The following is a 15,157-nucleotide window of genomic DNA, read 5'->3' as shown; positions in this document are numbered from 1 at the left end:
TTGTATCCGATTGCAGGAGATTTCATGCTGAAACACACGACCCTGGCGCTGGCCATGGCCTTTGCCGGCGCCGCACCATCCGCCCATGCCCACGATGGGATCGCCGCCGCCGACCGCAGCCACTCCGTTGTCGCGCGCATGCAGGCGGAAACGTCCAGCGCCGCCGATCCGGACGCCCCGGCACCGCTGCCCGTGCCCAGCGACATTTCGCTGGCCGAGCTGGAGCGCCGCCTGGCGCTGGGACAGGCGCAGGCCGCTGAAAAACACTATACCAGCGCGCTCGATCCGGCCGTGCTGAGCACCCTGGCGCAGCAGATGGGCTGCGACGATATCGTCGGCATGCAGCCGTTCGGTTTCCCGCTGGAACAAGCGCCAGCGGCCGTCCTGAGCGGCGCGCACCTGCTGGCGCGGTGCCCGGATCGGGCCTATGTGACGATCACGGCCATGTCGATGGCAGGCAAGACGGGCAAGCGCGCCCATATTTCGCCGCAATCGTTCAAGCAGCAGGTCGATGGCAGGCCCGCGCGGCGCCTGTACTACAAGGCGCCCAACGGCCGCCAAAAGGAGTCGCTGACCATCATCGACGGCAGTTATGCGTATGCGCTCGAGTACTGGTCGCTCGATGACAGCCAGCAACGCGGCATGGTCGGCATTCGCAGGATGGAAACATTGACGTTGCCGCAATAAAATAGACGCGAACAGGCGGAATACTGTATATTCATACAGTTATCTATTATCCCCTTTTCGAGCATGCCTGCACACCCGCCCATCCAATTACCCTACACCATCTGCGTGAGCGCCACGATCGACGCGGAAGTCGAGCAAACCATCCTCGAGGGCTTGAATGCCTACAACGATGCCATCACCGGCTATAGCGACAGGCAGGTATTGAGCGTCGTCGTGCGCGACCGCGACAGCCAGCGGGTGCTGGGCGGCGCCATGGGCCGGACTTCGCTGGGCCTGCTGTTTCTCGATTTGTTTTATTTGCCCGCCGCCTTGCGGGGACTGGGACTGGGCAGCCGGATACTGGCGCAGTTCGAAGAGGAAGGACGCCGGCGCGGCTGCGCCTCGGCGGTGCTGTACACCATCACTTTCCAGGCGCCCGAGTTTTACGAGCGGCGCGGCTGGCGCCGCTTCGGCGAGATTGCCTGCAGTCCCGAGGGGACGAGCCGGGTATTCATGAGCAAGCCCCTGTAGGCGGCATGCGACCAGGGCTGGCGACAAACCTGCCGCCAACCCGGGTAGCGACCTCTGCTTACATGCCCAGGGACTTGAGCAGGTCGGCGTTGTCGTCGTCTTCCGGTTCCGCGGCAGGCGCCGGGGCGGCGTCCCGTTCGCGGTTCGCGAATTCGCCATCCATCAGCGAGTCGGCGTCGACTTCGCGGGAATCGAAATCATGCAACTTGATGAACTCGGTACGGTCGATCGCCAGTTCCAGATAGAAAATATTGTTCTTTTCCGTGTAGAAAGTGACGCGGCGCATTTCCGGGCGGTCCAGCGGCGTGTCGACGCTGAGCATCACCTGCTTGTTCAGCACCAGCATCTTCGGCTGGCTCTGGGTGATATTCGTTTGCAGCTCGCGCCGTACCTTGCCCGTGAAGTCGCCCACGATCTGGTTCATCAGCTCGCCCATGATGTTCGACACTTCGTCCGACGTGTAGAAGCTGGCCAGCTCCGACTTCGGCATACCCATGTGCAACATGTAGCGCTCGTAGATTTCCATCGCCGTATCGGCGGCAAAATTGAGCACCACCAGGCCCGTGAAACCGCCATCGAACATGACGAAACAGCCGATATCCGGCTTCAGGCCCGTCTTGGTGATGCGCTGCACCATGCCTGAATAATTGACCTTGCTTTGCGTTGCAACGTTGAGCACCCGAACCACCGAGTTGCACAAACTCATCAACAAATCTTCTGTACCGTACACAACATCCTTTTCTGCATCCATGAGCAACCTCTCCTACTATTTTAAAGATGACAGCACTGTTCCCTGCCCGCCGCGAGCCGAAACCTGACAGTTTCGCTCAGCTGGCGGACGACTTCACCTTTGCATGCCTGACCTTGCGTGGCGGCGCGCGCCGCGTTGCCGCCGCCCCGAACCGCCCTCTTACCTTTTTCTGTATAGAAATAAGTATCATGCGCAGAATACCCAGATGTAACATTTCCGTCCAGCCATACCTGCATTTACTTGACGATCTGTGCGGAAATACCAATACACTGCAATGCAACATTATGCGGAAGATAAGCATGCAGGAAGAATCAGGCTGGCACGGTTGAAACCATGGCGAAAAGGCAGCATCACGTATACTGCCCCGCGGGACGCAACTACCGAAAGGCATGAGAGGATGAGTACACTGCAGGAACAGGCAACGGCGGAAATGATGGCGGCCGTGGAGGCGTGGTTTGTCGAGCGCCTGAAGCGCACCGATCTGGAAAGCGCCGTGAATCGGACCACCTTGCAAATGGGTATCTTTAACGATCTCTTGCTCGACTACAAACCCGGCCGCACCACGGCCGACGATTACCATCTGGCCGATGCCGGGGATTTCACGCAGAGGACGCCATCGCGCCTCGATGAAGCCGTCGTACGCGACAGCATCGCGCCCCAGCTGGTTGCCATGGTGCAAGCGAAACTGGCAACGCTGGCCGACACGCCCCTGATCGACTACCGCTTCAGCTTTCGCGGCAAATTCCAGACGGCACAGGGCACGCTGCACCTGAATCTGCTCGATCATGTCAACGAAGGCAAGCGCAGCGCCCTGCTCGCGCGCATCCACAGCTACGTCGAGCAAAAACTCGAGCGCGGCAACCGGCCGACGAAAAAGCTGGAAACCTTCTTCCTGGCGCGCCACCTGCTCGATCCCCAGCTGTTTCCGCAGCCCGACATCGCCTGGACCATCGCACAATTCGAGCGCATCGAACAGCTGAACAAGTCGCGGCCGCAAGCGCTGGCCGAACATCGCAGCGACATCATCCAGGCCGTGTCGGCCTGGGCGGAAAAACAGTTCTTGCCGCAGTTCTATGACGTGCAGACCTCAAGCTACAGCGGCACGGAATACACCTTGAAAGCGGGCACGGCGCCCGATGCCCAGGCGCTGGCGCCGATCGACCTGCTGCTGTACGGGGCCGTGATGATCTTGCGCCACGAACCGAGCTACGCCAAATCGACGGGCCTGAAATTCCTGGAAATCGCGCGTGAACTGGGCAGCGAACGGGCCGTGCGCATGCTCAAGGAAGGCAGCGGCACCTTCCCCGACGGCGACATCCACGTCAAAAATGCGCTGCTGGAATGCCGCGCCAACGACGTATTTGCCACGATCAGCATCACGATTGCCCAGGAAGAAGAAGGCGCGTATGCGCAGGCGCTCGCGTTCATCACGCACCTGCTGAACAACGGTTTCCCGAAAAGCTACCGGATCAAGCTCAAATCGAAGGTCAAGGAATATCTGCCCTTGAAAGGCCTGGCCCGCTCCGACACGCACCGCTTCTTTGCCAACGCCCTCGCCCATGCATCGCTGCAGCCGCAACTGGAAGCGTATGCGCGCGCCGCCATCGAGCAATACGAGTTCTATGCCGACACGGAAGGCGAAAAGAATTGCATGCCCGGCAGTTACGCCACGTTTGGCCTGGGCTTGCTCGATGCACGCCATTTCCCGCTGGTGCAGCACTACATGGCCAACGTCGACGAGGAACACCAGTCCGTGCAGGATCAGTTCACGGCCGCCTTCGCCGAGCGGCATGGCGTGACGACGGAGTCCATCCCCGTGCTGGCGGCCTGCCTGCGCGCGTGCACGGATAACGCCAAAGTCAAAATCCAGGCGGAACTGGAAGAGGTGGAGAAACTGGAACTGTTCTGCCAGCAACTGCAAGGGCTGGAAGGCTACCTGGTCGAGCACATGCTGTATCCCATCTGGGGCAAGCTGGAAAAACTGGCGGCCCTGGCGCGCAAGGCGCAAGGCCGGCGCAGGGAGCTGCTGCAGGCCTTGCTGGAAGCGGCCAGCAAGACCGGCGCCTGAGGTGGACAACGTTGCGTGCGCAACGTTATGACTTTCACCATATATAATGCGCGGCGCCAGAGTTGCTTTAAGGCATCTTTTGGCGCCTGACATTGAATCGTGGAGAAAATGCATGCATCAAACACAACAAACATCGCGCACCTTCCTGCTGGCAGCAAGCTTTGCCGCCGCCGTGGCGCTGGCCCAACCCGCCATCGCCGCCGACGCCGCGGAACTGGCCCCGCTCGATGCGGCCGACCTGTACATCAAGACCATCATCAACCAGGATGAAGCCAGCGTCGCCAAGCTCAACGCCTACCTGCGCCCCACCCGCCTGGCCGGCCACCAGAGCGCCGAATACGCGTCGTACAGCGACATGAAGGAAGCGGACGCCAAGTTTCCAACGGAAACGGGCAAGCTGATCGCCGACCTGTTCCCCGCAACCATGCGCGCGGCCGTGACGCCGGCCGCCGAATTGCTGGCGGCGAACGTCATCGCCGCCAAGAAGGGCGCCGTGTGCCAGGCCACCAAGGCGGACCCGGTGACGGTGGAAAACGGCATCCAGACGGCCGCCGTCAGCTTCGAATGCCAGATCGTCAAGGTACCGCTGGCATGGGCGCCTGCCGCCCAGCAACTGGCGAAGAGCGGTTGCAAGGTCGAGCAATGCAAGGCCGGCTTGCAAAAGATCGCCGCGACCTACACGAGCTCGCCGAAACAGGCGTGGCGCGCCGTGTTTGCCGTCAGCCGCGAAAAAAACTCGGAAGCCTGGCGCAACGATTTCGCGCGCGAAACCTTCGATGAAATCTGGGAATACCTGTAATCCTTCACTCATCCCTAAGGCTGCCGGTGGATAAACCCAAACTGACACCCGTCGCCCAGCCGGCAGGCCTGGCGCTGCTGCGCCTGCTCGATCCCGACCACGTGGACGGTGCGCTGAGCAAGCAGGTATTGGCGCAAGACCTGGCCAGCCTGCACGGCAAGCAATTGCTGGCGCTGCTGCGCCGGCTGCGTGCCGCGCAATCCAACCAGCAGGATTATGCAGGCGCCAGCCCAGAGCAGGCCGAGCAGCAGTTCGGCGCCGCCATCGCCGCCGTCAAGGCGGTGCTGGCCACGCGCCCGCACATCCCCAACAAGCAGGAAGCGAAGGCCTTGCGCCAGGCGACGGCCAAAAAGCGTTAATCGAGGCGCAAGCCGGCCGCCAGCAAGGCCATGCCCTCGCCGAACGCGGGGGCGATGACGCGTACCTCGGTCGGATCGAGGTCGCCGAAGTTGACGTACGCCAGGGCCGGCGCCGCGCCCGCGCGATAATCGAGCAGCAGGCATAGCGGCCCGCCATCGGAACCGATCCCCAGGCACTGGCCGCCCAGGTAGCGCTGCAGTTGATACGCGCCATTCAGCGCCACCAGCTCGCGCGCGGGCCACAGCGACAGCGATTGCCCATCGACATCCCCTGCGCCGCCATCGGACCAGCACAGGAAGTCGTGTAAATCCGGCGGCAACGGCAGGCCCATGGCCTGTTCGATGGCAGCCAGGGATGCCGGCGTGGCGCCAGGATTGGCGCGCCAGTACGGCGCGACGGCGGCGATGACTGGGGCAAGACGCATAGAGGTGGGTTTCCATTGAATGGGCGCGCGGCGGGCTGCCGCACCGCGCCATCATCGGCGAGCGGACGCCGGGCGTCAAGCGGCCATCCAGCCGTGCGCGCAAGCTCGTCGGCCCCCTCCTATAATCTGAGGCTCTATTGTTTCCGCTACAGAAAGTTCCCCATGTTCATACAATTTCCCCGCCATGTCATCGGTTGCGCCGTATTGGCCTTTTCCGCTTTGGTCGCCATGCAGGCCGCCCATGCCGAAGAGACGGGGCCCATCGATGCGCGTGCCGTCTGGCAGGAACGCTCGCTGTCGGCCTGCCGCACCGGGCAATCGCACTCCGCGCCCGACGTCTGCCTGCTGCGCACCATGAAGCGTACCGGTGCGCCCCCGCAAGCCATCGCCGCCGCCAGGATGCTGGTCGGGGCAAACATGCCAGGCTACATCTCTGCCTGGCGCCCGCTGGGCAAGGTGGCGCTGGCCACCGTCACCTATCCGTTTCGCGCCAACACGAATGAAAGCACCTTGCTGATCGGCAGCGATGGCGCGGCCATCGATGTCGACGAGCACTCCGTGCGCGAGGAAGACCGGGCCACGCCTGCCTGGCAAGCGTTTACCGCCGCCCACCCGGACGCCATGCCGTTCGCGCCCGCCGAGTTCGTCGGCAGCACGGCCACCGGCGATGGCGGCCAGAGCGTGCTGTTTTCCACGCCCCTGATCACCTGCCACGCCTGTGCCGACGATGGCGCCCTGCTGGTCGCCTACACGATCGACAAGGCCGGTATCGTGCGCGAGAGAAAACTATTGACGATCAAGTAAGGCTGCATCAAAGACAAGAAAGATGAGATAGAATTGCTTGATGGCATGTCTATACGAGTACATGCCATCGATCCAAACTTACTTATCACAGGAAACCATGCGCCGCTCTTGCCTTGCACTGCACCTCACCGCCGCCCTGCTGCTGTCCAGCCCCTTCCACCTCGCCAATGCCGCGCCCGCCGCTACCGCTTCCTCCAGCGCAGCCACGCCGCTCGTCATCGGCGAAAGTTTCAGCATCGATTCACAGGCGCTGAAAGAAAAACGCCACATCAATGTGTACATGGCGCGCGCCTGGGATACGCCCCCCGACGCCCCGCTGCCCGTGCTGTACATGCCGGACGGCGGCGTGGCCGAAGACTTTTTGCACGTGGCCGGCTTGCTGCAAGTGTCCGTGGCGAATGGCACGATGCGTCCCTTCATGCTAGTCGGCATGCAAAACACGCAGCGCCGGCGCGACCTGACGGGGCCGACCGGGAATGCGGAAGACCGCAAGATCGCCCCCGTCGTGGGCGGCGCGGCCGCCTACCGGACCTTCATCCGCGATGAGCTGATGCCGGAAATCAAGCGCCGCTACCGCACGACGGGCGAGACGGCCATCGTCGGCGAATCGCTGGGGGGCCTGTTCGTGGTGGAAACCTATCTGCTGGAACCGCAGCTGTTCGACCATTACGTGGCGTTCGACCCCAGCCTGTGGTGGAATCAGGGCGCCCTGCCGCGCCAGGCGGCAGCCCTGCTGGCGAAAGGCACGCCAGGCAAGCACAGCCTGTATCTGGCGTCCAGCAGCGAAGCAGGCATCGCCGTGGAAGTGCAGCGCCTGGCCGACGTGCTGGAAAAACAGGCGCCGCGCGGCTTGCAATGGCATGTGGAAAAGATGCCGGAAGAAACCCACGGCACGATCTATCACCCGGCCGCCCTGAAAGCGTTTCGCAGCGTCTTCAAGCCGGCCACGCCGCCGCAATAAGCGGGACGGGAACGGGGACGGCTACGGCGCCGGCAGCGCCTGCCCCATCTGCTCGCGCAGCCAGTGCAGCAAGGTGGTGCGGCGCGCATCGCCATCGAATGGCAGCGGCGACAGCAGGAAATAGGCGCTGCCGTCGCGCCGGAACCCGAAGGGCGCGACCAGGCGCCCGCTGTCGAGGTCTTCGCGCGCCATGAAGACTGAGCCGATGGCCACGCCGAGGCCGGCGCAAGCCGCTTGCAGGCTCAGATAGAAGTGCTCGTAGGTCTGGCTGCCGCCCTGGCCGCCGCCGTCGGCATCCTTGCCGGCGGCGCGCCAGTGGGTCCAGGCGGCCGGGCGCGACGCCGTGTGCAGCAGGCGCTGCGCGGGCAGGTCCAGCCGGCCTTGCCGCAGCAGGGCCGGCGCGCACACGGGCGCGATCCATTCATCGCACACCTTTTCCGCATGCAAGCCCGCATCCCACAGAAAGTCGTTGCGGCGCAGCGCCACGTCCACCGCGTCGCGCTGGAACGCCACCGGCCCGCCCGAGGCGAACAGGTGCAGCGGCACCTCGGGATGGCGCTGGTAAAAGTCGCCGAGGCGCGGTATCAGCCACTTCATCGCGATCGTCGGCTCGCACGACACCACCAGCGGCCCCTGGCGCACCGGCTGGCGCACGGCGTCGAGGGCAGCGTCGAGCCGCTCGAATGCTTGCTGGACGGCATCGCGCAGCTGCGCGCCCGCAGGCAGGAGGAACACGCCGCGGTTGCGGCGTTCGAACAGGGGCGTGCCCAGCGACGTTTCCAGCAGGCGGATTTGCCGGCTGACCGCCCCATGCGTGACGTGCAGTTCCGCGGCCGCCTGGACGAAACTGCCCAGCCTGGCCGCAGCCTCGAAGAAACGCAAGGTGCCCAGCGCCGTCTGTCTAGTCATGATCTGTCACTTTTTCTCACACACATCCGCAAGATATCATCGTTTTTCATGGAAGGCCATTCTAGCGATAATTTGTCTTCCGGCAGCCCGCATGCGCGCCGCGCCCTTGCCCAACAGGCGAGAAATAGTCATCGATGGCCGTGCGGGCGCCACCACTGTCCAAGGAAGACACATGATTGCATTGCTTGCCGTTGCCCTGATTACCCTGCTCGCCTCCATCGTTCCGGGCCCCGATTTCGCGATGGTCACGCGCAACAGCTATCTGCATGGCCGCCGCGCCGGCCTGCTGGCCGCGCTCGGCATCGCGCTGGGCGTGCAAGTGCACGTGTTCTATACGATGTTTGGCGTAGCGCTGCTCATCGCCGGTTCGCCTGGACTATTTACGGCGATCAAGCTGGCCGGCGCCCTCTACCTGGCCGTGATCGGCTGGAAAACCTGGGCCAACCGCGCCGGACTCGTCATCGACCTGCATGGCGGCGCCAGCGTGCCCCGGCGTCAAATCTTGCTCAACGGCTTACTGACCAATGCCCTGAACCCGAAAACGACCCTGTTTGTCATCAGCACCTACACCCAGGTGGTGCAGCCCGGCACGCCGTTGGCAGTCCAGTTCGGTTACGGGCTGTGCATGTCCGCCATCCACCTGGCCTGGTTCGCCCTGGTGGCCGTCTTTTTCTCGCAAGCGCGCTTCCGCATGCGCATGGTCAGCCACCAGCGGACCATCGACCGGCTGATCGGCGCGGTCCTGATGGCGCTGGGCCTTGCGCTCGCTTGCGCCAACATGGACAAACTGTAATCTGGCGCGGGACGTGCCCGCCGCATCCGGCGGGTAAAATCGGCGACCCCTATTCCCCCCGCCGAGTACAGATACCCATGAGTTTTTTGCAACTATTTATTCTTTCCATCGTCCAGGGCTTCGCCGAGCTGCTGCCCGTGTCCAGCTCCGCCCACGTCATCATGGCGGAAAAACTGATGGGCCTGGACCCCACGTCGCCGGAGCTGACCATGCTGCTGGTGATGCTGCACACGGGCACCATGTTCGCCGTCATCGTGTATTTCTGGAAATCCTGGCGCGCCACGTATTTCAGCTCGGCCACCGCCTTCCGCAGCAATGCCTTGCTGCTCGTGGCCGCCACGGCCCTGACGGGCATCGTCGGCTTCGGCTTGCTGAAGGGCATTACGCACGTCATGAGCAAGGATGCGCCCGGCTTTGAAATCGAGCACCTGTTCGGCAACGCGAAACTGATGGCCGCCGCCCTGGCCGCCGCAGGCGTGCTGATCATTGTGTCGTCGCGCCTGCAGGCGCGCCAGCATGGCACCTTGTCCATCGGCAAGGCGATGGTGATCGGCGCCGTGCAGGGACTGTGCCTGCCCTTCCGGGGCTTTTCCCGCTCGGGCGCCACCATTTCCGCCGGCATCGCCATGGGCGTGCCGCAGCGCCGCGCCGAGGAATTCAGCTTCGCCCTGGCCGTCGTGCTGACGCCGGCCGTGCTGGTCAAGGAAGGCTGGCGCTTCTATCAGGCCGTGGCAAACGGCAGCCTCGACCATCTGGAACACGGCAACAGCCTGCTGCACCTGCTCGGCCCCAGCCTGCTGGGCATGCTGCTGTCGTTCCTGGCCGGCTTGCTGGCCCTGCGCTGGCTGTCGCGCTGGCTGGAACAGGGGCGCTGGCATTTCTTTGGCACATATTGCCTGCTGGCCTCCTTGGTGGTGCTGTACGTAGGGTAAAATCGCCGGGTTTGCGTTAAACGCCTATAAAACCTACTGCGCGTCGTGATTTACGGCCTGCGATGCTCACTGTACCTGCATACAGTTGCGCTTCTCGACCGCAACTCTCTTCCGCTCGCTACGGTTTTCTTCGGCGTTGTTGCTTTACTATCCCAGCCAGGTTTTACTGAAAGCCAACGATGAATTTCGCCGCCACCGCCGCCCTCTCGCTTGCCATGTCCACCGATGCCTTCGCGGCCGCCGTGGGCAAGGGCGCAGCCCTGCACAAGCCGCAATGGCGCGAAGCGCTGCGCACGGGGCTGATCTTTGGCGTCATCGAAGCCATCACGCCCATCATCGGCTGGGCCCTGGGCAGCGTGGCCGCGCCCTACGTGGAAGCGTGGGACCACTGGATCGCCTTCAGCCTGCTGGGCATCATCGGCTTGCTGATGATACGCAATGCCCTTTCCGATGCCGACGAGGAAGAGGCGCCGGCCCAGTCGCACTCGTTTTGGGTACTGGCCGTGACGGGCCTGGCCACCAGCATCGACGCCATGGTGGTGGGCGCGGGCCTGGCTTTGCTCGGCGCCAACATCGTCGTGACGGCCGCCGCCATCGGCTTTTCCACCTTCGTCATGGTCACCCTGGGCGTGATGCTGGGCCGCGTGCTGGGCACGGTGGCGGGCCGGCGCGCCGAGCTGGTGGGCGGCCTGGTGCTGATCGTCATCGGCTGCGTGATCCTGTACGAACATATCGGCCATCCGGCCTGACGCCGGGCAAGGCCTGCGCACGCCATGGCCGGCTGCGCAGGCGACGCGCCACTTTGTGCTACATTCAAGGCTCTGCATTCCTGTCCCGCAAGGTGACCATCATGGAAACTCTTGAGCTGCTTTTTGCCTCGCTGGTGCGCGAAACGGCCGAATCGATACGCGACCACCACGTACCTTTTGCCATCAAGCACGACGAGCGCGCCTATTTCGAGTGGATGGATGGGCATCCGCTCGATGGCTACATCCAGGAAGCGTATCGGGAGATCGAAGAAACGGCCCAGCAGATCCGCGCCATCCGCGCTGGGTGATGACGGCAGCCGCAAGCTACTGCGCGGGGCGCTTTGCGGCTGGCGATGCTCACCGCACGTCAGTGCGGTTGCGCTTCTCAGCCACACATCCGCTCCGCTTGCGACAAGCGCCGAGACTTGCGTTGAATCGTGGCTTGAAATGGCGGTCTTGATTCAGATCAAACACTCTGCTGTTCCTATCGAATTGATGGCCCAATGCCGTGACAATGGAATTGGAGGCGGGAGACATGGATCAGGAACAAAAACACCAGATCAGGGGTTATGAATTTCATGTGACGGGGGCGCTGGAGAAGGATGGGCGCTACCGGGGCATGATCTTGATCAGCAAGCGCGGCGATACCTTGCAGGCGTATGCCAAGCCCGTGCTGATTGAAACGCCGAGCAGTTTCAAATCCGTGCATGCGGCCTTGATCGAGGCCTCGGCGTACGCCCAGGAACTCATCTATAACGGCGCCATCAAGGCGCTGCTGCCGGCCGAGGCGCCGCTCGCGGGTACACAGGCCGATACGCAGGCTGGTACGCAAGCGCCGCAGCCGCCGGATTTCGTCGGCAACTGACGCCGGCAAGCCCGTCCTGCGCCCGGGGCGCGCGTATAATAACGCGCTTTCCCGGATGAAAACCCAGAACCATGGAATATGTGAACTTGCCGCTGCTCTTCCTCGTCGGCTGCGCCCTGATTGCCTTGCTGGCCAAGAAGAATGGCTATTCGTGGTACCTGTTTTTCTTTGCCATCGCCGTGCCCACGCCCCTGTTGCTGCTGGCCTTGCCCCATGTGGTGGGCGTGGAGGCCGCTTCTCTGACCTCCGTACGGCTGGGCACCGCCCTGCTGTTCCCCGTGGCCGGCTTGCTGCTGGCCCTGCGGCGAAAACACTGACCGAAACACTGACCGGCAAGCGGTCTCAGCGTACCGGCACGCCATCGGCCAGGCGCCAGCCGACGGACAGCGCCAGTTGCTGCGCCTCTTTTTCATTGCTGCAATCGTCGTAATCGCAGGTGTCCGCATATGCGCCGCACGCCTGGTTCTGGCTGACATACGAGCCGACCCAGCGGCCATCGCGGCGCTGGCTGGCCGTGGCGCTGATGGTAAAACCCTTGTGGATGGTGGGATTTTCAAAAGGCATAATTCCTCCGATGCAAGAAGCGTCAGGGACCTGACTGGCTTCCACTGTGCGCCTTGCGGCCGCCCACGTCTGTACGTTTGACCACACTCACGAAAAGGGCGCGCGCCGCGCTCGCGCCGGCAGGCGATCGGGTATGATTTCGCCATGTGTGGACGATTCGATCAAAATGACACGGCGCGCGTGCTGGCGTCATCCTTCGGCTGGACCGACGCGGTGTTCGACAGCGAGGCGGAACCGCATCTGAACGTCTCGCCCGGCACCTACCGGCCCATCCTGCACATCCAGGATGGCGTGCACCGGGTCGACGATGTCTTCTGGGGCTACCGCCCCGCCTGGGCCGCCGCGGCCACGCCCGCTCCCGGCAAGAAAAAAATCCCCATCGCCATCAATGCCCGCCTGGAAAAGCTCGCCGGCGCCTACTGGAAACCCTTGCTGCGCGCGGGGCGCGGCATCGTCTGCGTTTCCGGCTGGTATGAATGGACGGGCGAGAAAGGCGGCAAGCAGCCGTGGCACATCCACCGCAAGGACCGCGCGCCCCTGTTCCTGCTGGCGCTGGCCCAGTTCGGCCCCTACAAGGTCAATCGGGAAGAAGCGGGCTTCGTGCTGGTGACGGCCGACAGTCTGGGCGGCATGGTCGATATCCACGACCGGCGCCCCGTGGCCGTCAGCCGGGAAGACGCGCACCGCTGGATTGACCCCGCCCTGACACCCGAGCAGGCGCTGCACCTGGCGCGCACCTGCATGCTCGACGTGGACTTGTTCGAATGGCATGCCGTCGACAATCCGCTGGTGCCGTCCGCCAGGGCCAAGGCGCCGCCGGCCGCGGCGCAAAGTGCGTTCGACTGGGGTACGGATTAAGGCAGGCGCGCCAGACGGCGCCACAGCGCTTCCATGGGACCTTGCCTGAAATGGCGCAGCCAGTAGCGGCTCAGCAGCACCTGACTCGCCATCATCACGACCGCCAGGCCCAGCATCTCGGCGGGACGCAACTTGGCGCCCCAGCCCAGGCCCGGCCCCTGCAGCAGCCAGGTGCCGATCAGCGATTGCAGCAGGTAATTGCTCAGCGCCATGCGTCCCACGGGCGCCAGCCATGCACCGAGCCAGCGCAGCATGAAGGGACCGGCCAGCATCAGCGCGGCCACATAGCCGGCCGCCAGCACGGGGCCGCCGGCGAACAGGCCCACTTCGAACAGGGCCGTGTCAAACACGGTTTGATACGGATCGGCCACCTGCCACGCGACGGCTCCCGCCGCCAGCAGGTTGAACGGCAAGCCTGCGCCCAGGCCCACGACGCGCACCCGGCGCCACAGGCGCTGGTGGCGCAGCGGCTGCGTCAGCCAGCCGAAACGCACGGACAAGATGCCCAGCAAGAACAGCACGACGATATGCGGCAGCATGACGGCCGAATACAGCAAGGAGACGAGGAAATCGTTGGCGCGCAGCCTGGCGACGGCCCATGCGCCGCCCTGCGTGTAGACCGCGTAACGTTCCGCAAAGGCTTGCAGGTCGCGCGCGATGTCCGGCGCGCCGCCCTGCTGGCCCACAGGAATCAACAGGCACATGAATAATAGAAAACCGGCCGCCACCAGCCAGGCGCGGTTGCGCACGCGGCTGAGCCTGGCGGACAGCAGGGGCAGGATCAGCATGCCGGCGACGGCATACGAGGTCAGCACGTCGCCGCTCCAGATGCAAAAGCCGTGCAGCAGGCCGAACACGAGCAGCCAGCGCAAACGGCGCCGGTAAGCCGCTTGCGCCGCCTCCCAGCTCCCCAGCTGGCGCCGCAGGGAACGTGTCTGCAAGGCAAAACCGGCGCCGAACAGAAAGGCGAAGATGGGGTAAAACTTGAATTGCGCCAACGCCGCCACGCCGAAAATGACGAGCTGGTCGAGCACTGGCGGCTGCGCCGGCAAGGTGCCGTAGCGCAAGGACAGGCTGCCCCAGGCAAACGACCAGATATTCACCAGCAAGATGCCAAACACGGCCAGGCCGCGCAGCACATCGAGCTGCAGCAGGCGTCCGGGTTTGGCGCTCATGGGACCGAGGGCGCTCAGGCGCGCGCCAGGGTCGGGTAATCGCCCACCTGCAGGCTGAAGCCGGACGCATCCGATTGCAGCCGCGCCTGGCCGCCGAACGGCAAGGTGACGCGGCGGCGGATGTGGCCGAATTCCAGTCCCGTCAGCACGGGCACGGGCAGGCGCTCGCGCACGTAGGCCAGCATGGCGTCGAAATCGTAGCCCTTGTCCATCGGGCTCAGTTTATAGCCGGAAAAATCGCCGAGCACGACCGCTTGCTGGCGCTGGATCACGCCCGCGTGCAGCAGTTGCAGCAGCATGCGCTCGACCCGGTACGGGTGTTCGTTGACGTCTTCCAGGAACAGGATGCCGCCATCGATCTGGGGGAAATACGGCGTACCCAGCAAGTGAACCAGCATGGCCAGGTTGCCGCCCCACAATTTTCCCGTCAGCTCGACCTGCGGATTGCCCGCCGCCGCGCCCGTGACCGTGTGCGTGGGACCGGCCAGGCACGACCACAGTTGATCCAGCGTAAATTGCTCGGGCTCGTCGCGGATAAAATCGTCACAGATCATGGGGCCGGCAAAGCTGGCGCGGCCCGTTTTTGCCAGCAAGCCCATGTGGAAGGCCGTGAAGTCGCTGTAGCCGACAAACAGCTTGCCGCTGGCGGCCATGCGGTCGAAATCGATGTCGGGCAGGATGCGGCTGATGCCGTAGCTGCCGCGCAAGGCGATCACCACCTGCACGGCCGGGTCGGCGGCGGCCGCGTTCAGCTGCGCCAGGCGGCCCGCATCCGTGCCGCCGAAGCGCTGGAATGTGCGGTCGGGGTCGTAGTAATTGTGGACGGTGGCGCCTTGCGCCTGCAAGCGGGCGATGCCGCGCGCCAAAGCCGCCTCGTCGGGCGCACAACCGCCCGGCGCGACGATGGCGATGCCAATCTCAGGTGTCTTCAAAATATGCCTGGCTAGT

At 63.9% G+C, this 15,157-nt stretch carries 20 protein-coding genes; 14 read left to right on the top strand and 6 right to left on the bottom strand.

Annotated features, from left to right (window positions below; genetic code table 11):
* Positions 1-24: 24 nt before the first annotated feature.
* Entirely contained in the window at positions 25-687 is a 663-nt protein-coding gene (locus tag NCG91_RS03590) for a hypothetical protein (protein WP_251348603.1), read from the top strand.
* Between the two features lie 63 nt (positions 688-750).
* Positions 751-1,197 (top strand): GNAT family N-acetyltransferase, encoded by a 447-nt coding sequence (locus NCG91_RS03585; RefSeq protein ID WP_289910081.1) that lies wholly within the window; start codon positions 751-753, stop codon positions 1,195-1,197.
* Positions 1,198-1,255: 58 nt separating this feature from the next.
* On the opposite strand, the gene NCG91_RS03580 is transcribed toward NCG91_RS03585, so the two are convergent.
* Positions 1,256-1,948: a DUF3334 family protein gene (locus NCG91_RS03580; protein ID WP_034784631.1), complete on the bottom strand. Its 693-nt coding sequence runs from the start codon at positions 1,946-1,948 to the stop codon at positions 1,256-1,258.
* Positions 1,949-2,345: 397 nt separating this feature from the next.
* On the opposite strand from NCG91_RS03580, the gene NCG91_RS03575 reads away from it, so the two are divergent.
* The 3 genes from NCG91_RS03575 to NCG91_RS03565 all read left to right on the top strand — a co-directional run bounded on the left by NCG91_RS03575 (position 2,346) and on the right by NCG91_RS03565 (position 5,174).
* A complete protein-coding gene (locus tag NCG91_RS03575; protein ID WP_251348601.1) occupies positions 2,346-4,016 on the top strand; it encodes a DUF6138 family protein in 1,671 nt (556 codons plus the stop codon).
* A gap of 112 nt (positions 4,017-4,128) precedes the next feature.
* Entirely contained in the window at positions 4,129-4,815 is a 687-nt protein-coding gene (locus NCG91_RS03570; RefSeq protein ID WP_251348600.1) for a hypothetical protein, read from the top strand.
* A 26-nt stretch (positions 4,816-4,841) separates the two neighbouring features.
* Complete coding sequence (locus tag NCG91_RS03565; protein WP_251348599.1) at positions 4,842-5,174, top strand: hypothetical protein; 333 nt, start codon at positions 4,842-4,844, stop codon at positions 5,172-5,174.
* Here NCG91_RS03565 and NCG91_RS03560 read toward each other — a convergent pair.
* On the bottom strand, positions 5,171-5,599 hold the full coding sequence (locus NCG91_RS03560; RefSeq protein ID WP_251348598.1) for an SMI1/KNR4 family protein: 429 nt from the start codon (positions 5,597-5,599) through the stop codon (positions 5,171-5,173). The genes NCG91_RS03565 and NCG91_RS03560 overlap by 4 nt on opposite strands.
* 162 nt (positions 5,600-5,761) lie before the next feature.
* Between NCG91_RS03560 and NCG91_RS03555 the strand changes: the two genes are divergently transcribed.
* The gene (locus NCG91_RS03555; protein WP_251348597.1) at positions 5,762-6,403 is read left to right on the top strand and encodes a hypothetical protein; all 642 of its coding nucleotides are present in this window, start codon (positions 5,762-5,764) and stop codon (positions 6,401-6,403) included.
* Positions 6,404-6,500: 97 nt separating this feature from the next.
* Positions 6,501-7,364 (top strand): alpha/beta hydrolase, encoded by an 864-nt coding sequence (locus NCG91_RS03550; RefSeq protein ID WP_251348596.1) that lies wholly within the window; start codon positions 6,501-6,503, stop codon positions 7,362-7,364.
* A gap of 21 nt (positions 7,365-7,385) precedes the next feature.
* On the opposite strand, the gene NCG91_RS03545 is transcribed toward NCG91_RS03550, so the two are convergent.
* On the bottom strand, positions 7,386-8,273 hold the full coding sequence (locus NCG91_RS03545; RefSeq protein WP_251348595.1) for a LysR substrate-binding domain-containing protein: 888 nt from the start codon (positions 8,271-8,273) through the stop codon (positions 7,386-7,388).
* Between the two features lie 172 nt (positions 8,274-8,445).
* Here NCG91_RS03545 and NCG91_RS03540 point away from each other — a divergent pair, with 172 nt between their 5' ends.
* The 6 genes from NCG91_RS03540 to NCG91_RS03515 all read left to right on the top strand — a co-directional run bounded on the left by NCG91_RS03540 (position 8,446) and on the right by NCG91_RS03515 (position 11,929).
* Positions 8,446-9,066, top strand: a complete 621-nt coding sequence (locus NCG91_RS03540; protein WP_251348594.1) for a LysE family translocator — start codon at positions 8,446-8,448, stop codon at positions 9,064-9,066.
* 77 nt (positions 9,067-9,143) lie between these two features.
* On the top strand, positions 9,144-9,998 hold the full coding sequence (locus tag NCG91_RS03535; protein ID WP_251348593.1) for an undecaprenyl-diphosphate phosphatase: 855 nt from the start codon (positions 9,144-9,146) through the stop codon (positions 9,996-9,998).
* A gap of 179 nt (positions 9,999-10,177) precedes the next feature.
* A complete protein-coding gene (gene mntP, locus NCG91_RS03530) occupies positions 10,178-10,747 on the top strand; it encodes a manganese efflux pump MntP (RefSeq protein ID WP_070218395.1) in 570 nt (189 codons plus the stop codon).
* Between the two features lie 101 nt (positions 10,748-10,848).
* On the top strand, positions 10,849-11,055 hold the full coding sequence (locus tag NCG91_RS03525) for a hypothetical protein (RefSeq protein WP_251348592.1): 207 nt from the start codon (positions 10,849-10,851) through the stop codon (positions 11,053-11,055).
* 227 nt (positions 11,056-11,282) lie between these two features.
* The gene (locus NCG91_RS03520) at positions 11,283-11,612 is read left to right on the top strand and encodes a hypothetical protein (protein ID WP_251348591.1); all 330 of its coding nucleotides are present in this window, start codon (positions 11,283-11,285) and stop codon (positions 11,610-11,612) included.
* Positions 11,613-11,683: 71 nt separating this feature from the next.
* Positions 11,684-11,929, top strand: a complete 246-nt coding sequence (locus tag NCG91_RS03515) for a hypothetical protein (protein WP_251348590.1) — start codon at positions 11,684-11,686, stop codon at positions 11,927-11,929.
* Between the two features lie 25 nt (positions 11,930-11,954).
* On the opposite strand, the gene NCG91_RS03510 is transcribed toward NCG91_RS03515, so the two are convergent.
* Positions 11,955-12,176: a hypothetical protein gene (locus NCG91_RS03510; protein ID WP_251348589.1), complete on the bottom strand. Its 222-nt coding sequence runs from the start codon at positions 12,174-12,176 to the stop codon at positions 11,955-11,957.
* Between the two features lie 144 nt (positions 12,177-12,320).
* Between NCG91_RS03510 and NCG91_RS03505 the strand changes: the two genes are divergently transcribed.
* Positions 12,321-13,034, top strand: a complete 714-nt coding sequence (locus tag NCG91_RS03505; protein WP_251348588.1) for an SOS response-associated peptidase — start codon at positions 12,321-12,323, stop codon at positions 13,032-13,034.
* On the opposite strand, the gene NCG91_RS03500 is transcribed toward NCG91_RS03505, so the two are convergent.
* Positions 13,031-14,209: a DUF418 domain-containing protein gene (locus NCG91_RS03500; protein WP_251348587.1), complete on the bottom strand. Its 1,179-nt coding sequence runs from the start codon at positions 14,207-14,209 to the stop codon at positions 13,031-13,033. The genes NCG91_RS03505 and NCG91_RS03500 overlap by 4 nt on opposite strands.
* A gap of 14 nt (positions 14,210-14,223) precedes the next feature.
* A complete protein-coding gene (ldcA, locus tag NCG91_RS03495; protein WP_251348586.1) occupies positions 14,224-15,141 on the bottom strand; it encodes a muramoyltetrapeptide carboxypeptidase in 918 nt (305 codons plus the stop codon).
* Positions 15,142-15,157: the final 16 nt, after the last annotated feature.

The organism is Janthinobacterium kumbetense (assembly GCF_023703445.1).
Taxonomy (GTDB): Bacteria; Pseudomonadota; Gammaproteobacteria; order Burkholderiales; family Burkholderiaceae_D; genus Janthinobacterium; species Janthinobacterium kumbetense.
The sequence above is the reverse complement of the archived record's forward strand: the minus strand, read 5'-3'. Positions and strand labels throughout refer to the sequence as shown.

Excerpts from the sequence above, each read along its gene's own strand:
- NCG91_RS03590 (WP_251348603.1), top strand. The coding sequence starts at position 25 with ATGCTGAAACACACGACCCTGGCGCTGGCCATGGCCTTTGCCGGCGCC.
- NCG91_RS03585 (WP_289910081.1), top strand. The coding sequence starts at position 751 with ATGCCTGCACACCCGCCCATCCAATTACCCTACACCATCTGCGTGAGC.
- NCG91_RS03580 (WP_034784631.1), bottom strand. The coding sequence starts at position 1,948 with ATGGATGCAGAAAAGGATGTTGTGTACGGTACAGAAGATTTGTTGATG.
- NCG91_RS03575 (WP_251348601.1), top strand. The coding sequence starts at position 2,346 with ATGAGTACACTGCAGGAACAGGCAACGGCGGAAATGATGGCGGCCGTG.
- NCG91_RS03570 (WP_251348600.1), top strand. The coding sequence starts at position 4,129 with ATGCATCAAACACAACAAACATCGCGCACCTTCCTGCTGGCAGCAAGC.
- NCG91_RS03560 (WP_251348598.1), bottom strand. The coding sequence starts at position 5,599 with ATGCGTCTTGCCCCAGTCATCGCCGCCGTCGCGCCGTACTGGCGCGCC.
- NCG91_RS03555 (WP_251348597.1), top strand. The coding sequence starts at position 5,762 with ATGTTCATACAATTTCCCCGCCATGTCATCGGTTGCGCCGTATTGGCC.
- NCG91_RS03550 (WP_251348596.1), top strand. The coding sequence starts at position 6,501 with ATGCGCCGCTCTTGCCTTGCACTGCACCTCACCGCCGCCCTGCTGCTG.
- NCG91_RS03545 (WP_251348595.1), bottom strand. The coding sequence starts at position 8,273 with ATGACTAGACAGACGGCGCTGGGCACCTTGCGTTTCTTCGAGGCTGCG.
- NCG91_RS03540 (WP_251348594.1), top strand. The coding sequence starts at position 8,446 with ATGATTGCATTGCTTGCCGTTGCCCTGATTACCCTGCTCGCCTCCATC.
- NCG91_RS03535 (WP_251348593.1), top strand. The coding sequence starts at position 9,144 with ATGAGTTTTTTGCAACTATTTATTCTTTCCATCGTCCAGGGCTTCGCC.
- mntP (WP_070218395.1), top strand. The coding sequence starts at position 10,178 with ATGAATTTCGCCGCCACCGCCGCCCTCTCGCTTGCCATGTCCACCGAT.
- NCG91_RS03525 (WP_251348592.1), top strand. The coding sequence starts at position 10,849 with ATGGAAACTCTTGAGCTGCTTTTTGCCTCGCTGGTGCGCGAAACGGCC.
- NCG91_RS03520 (WP_251348591.1), top strand. The coding sequence starts at position 11,283 with ATGGATCAGGAACAAAAACACCAGATCAGGGGTTATGAATTTCATGTG.
- NCG91_RS03515 (WP_251348590.1), top strand. The coding sequence starts at position 11,684 with ATGGAATATGTGAACTTGCCGCTGCTCTTCCTCGTCGGCTGCGCCCTG.
- NCG91_RS03510 (WP_251348589.1), bottom strand. The coding sequence starts at position 12,176 with ATGCCTTTTGAAAATCCCACCATCCACAAGGGTTTTACCATCAGCGCC.
- NCG91_RS03505 (WP_251348588.1), top strand. The coding sequence starts at position 12,321 with ATGTGTGGACGATTCGATCAAAATGACACGGCGCGCGTGCTGGCGTCA.
- NCG91_RS03500 (WP_251348587.1), bottom strand. The coding sequence starts at position 14,209 with ATGAGCGCCAAACCCGGACGCCTGCTGCAGCTCGATGTGCTGCGCGGC.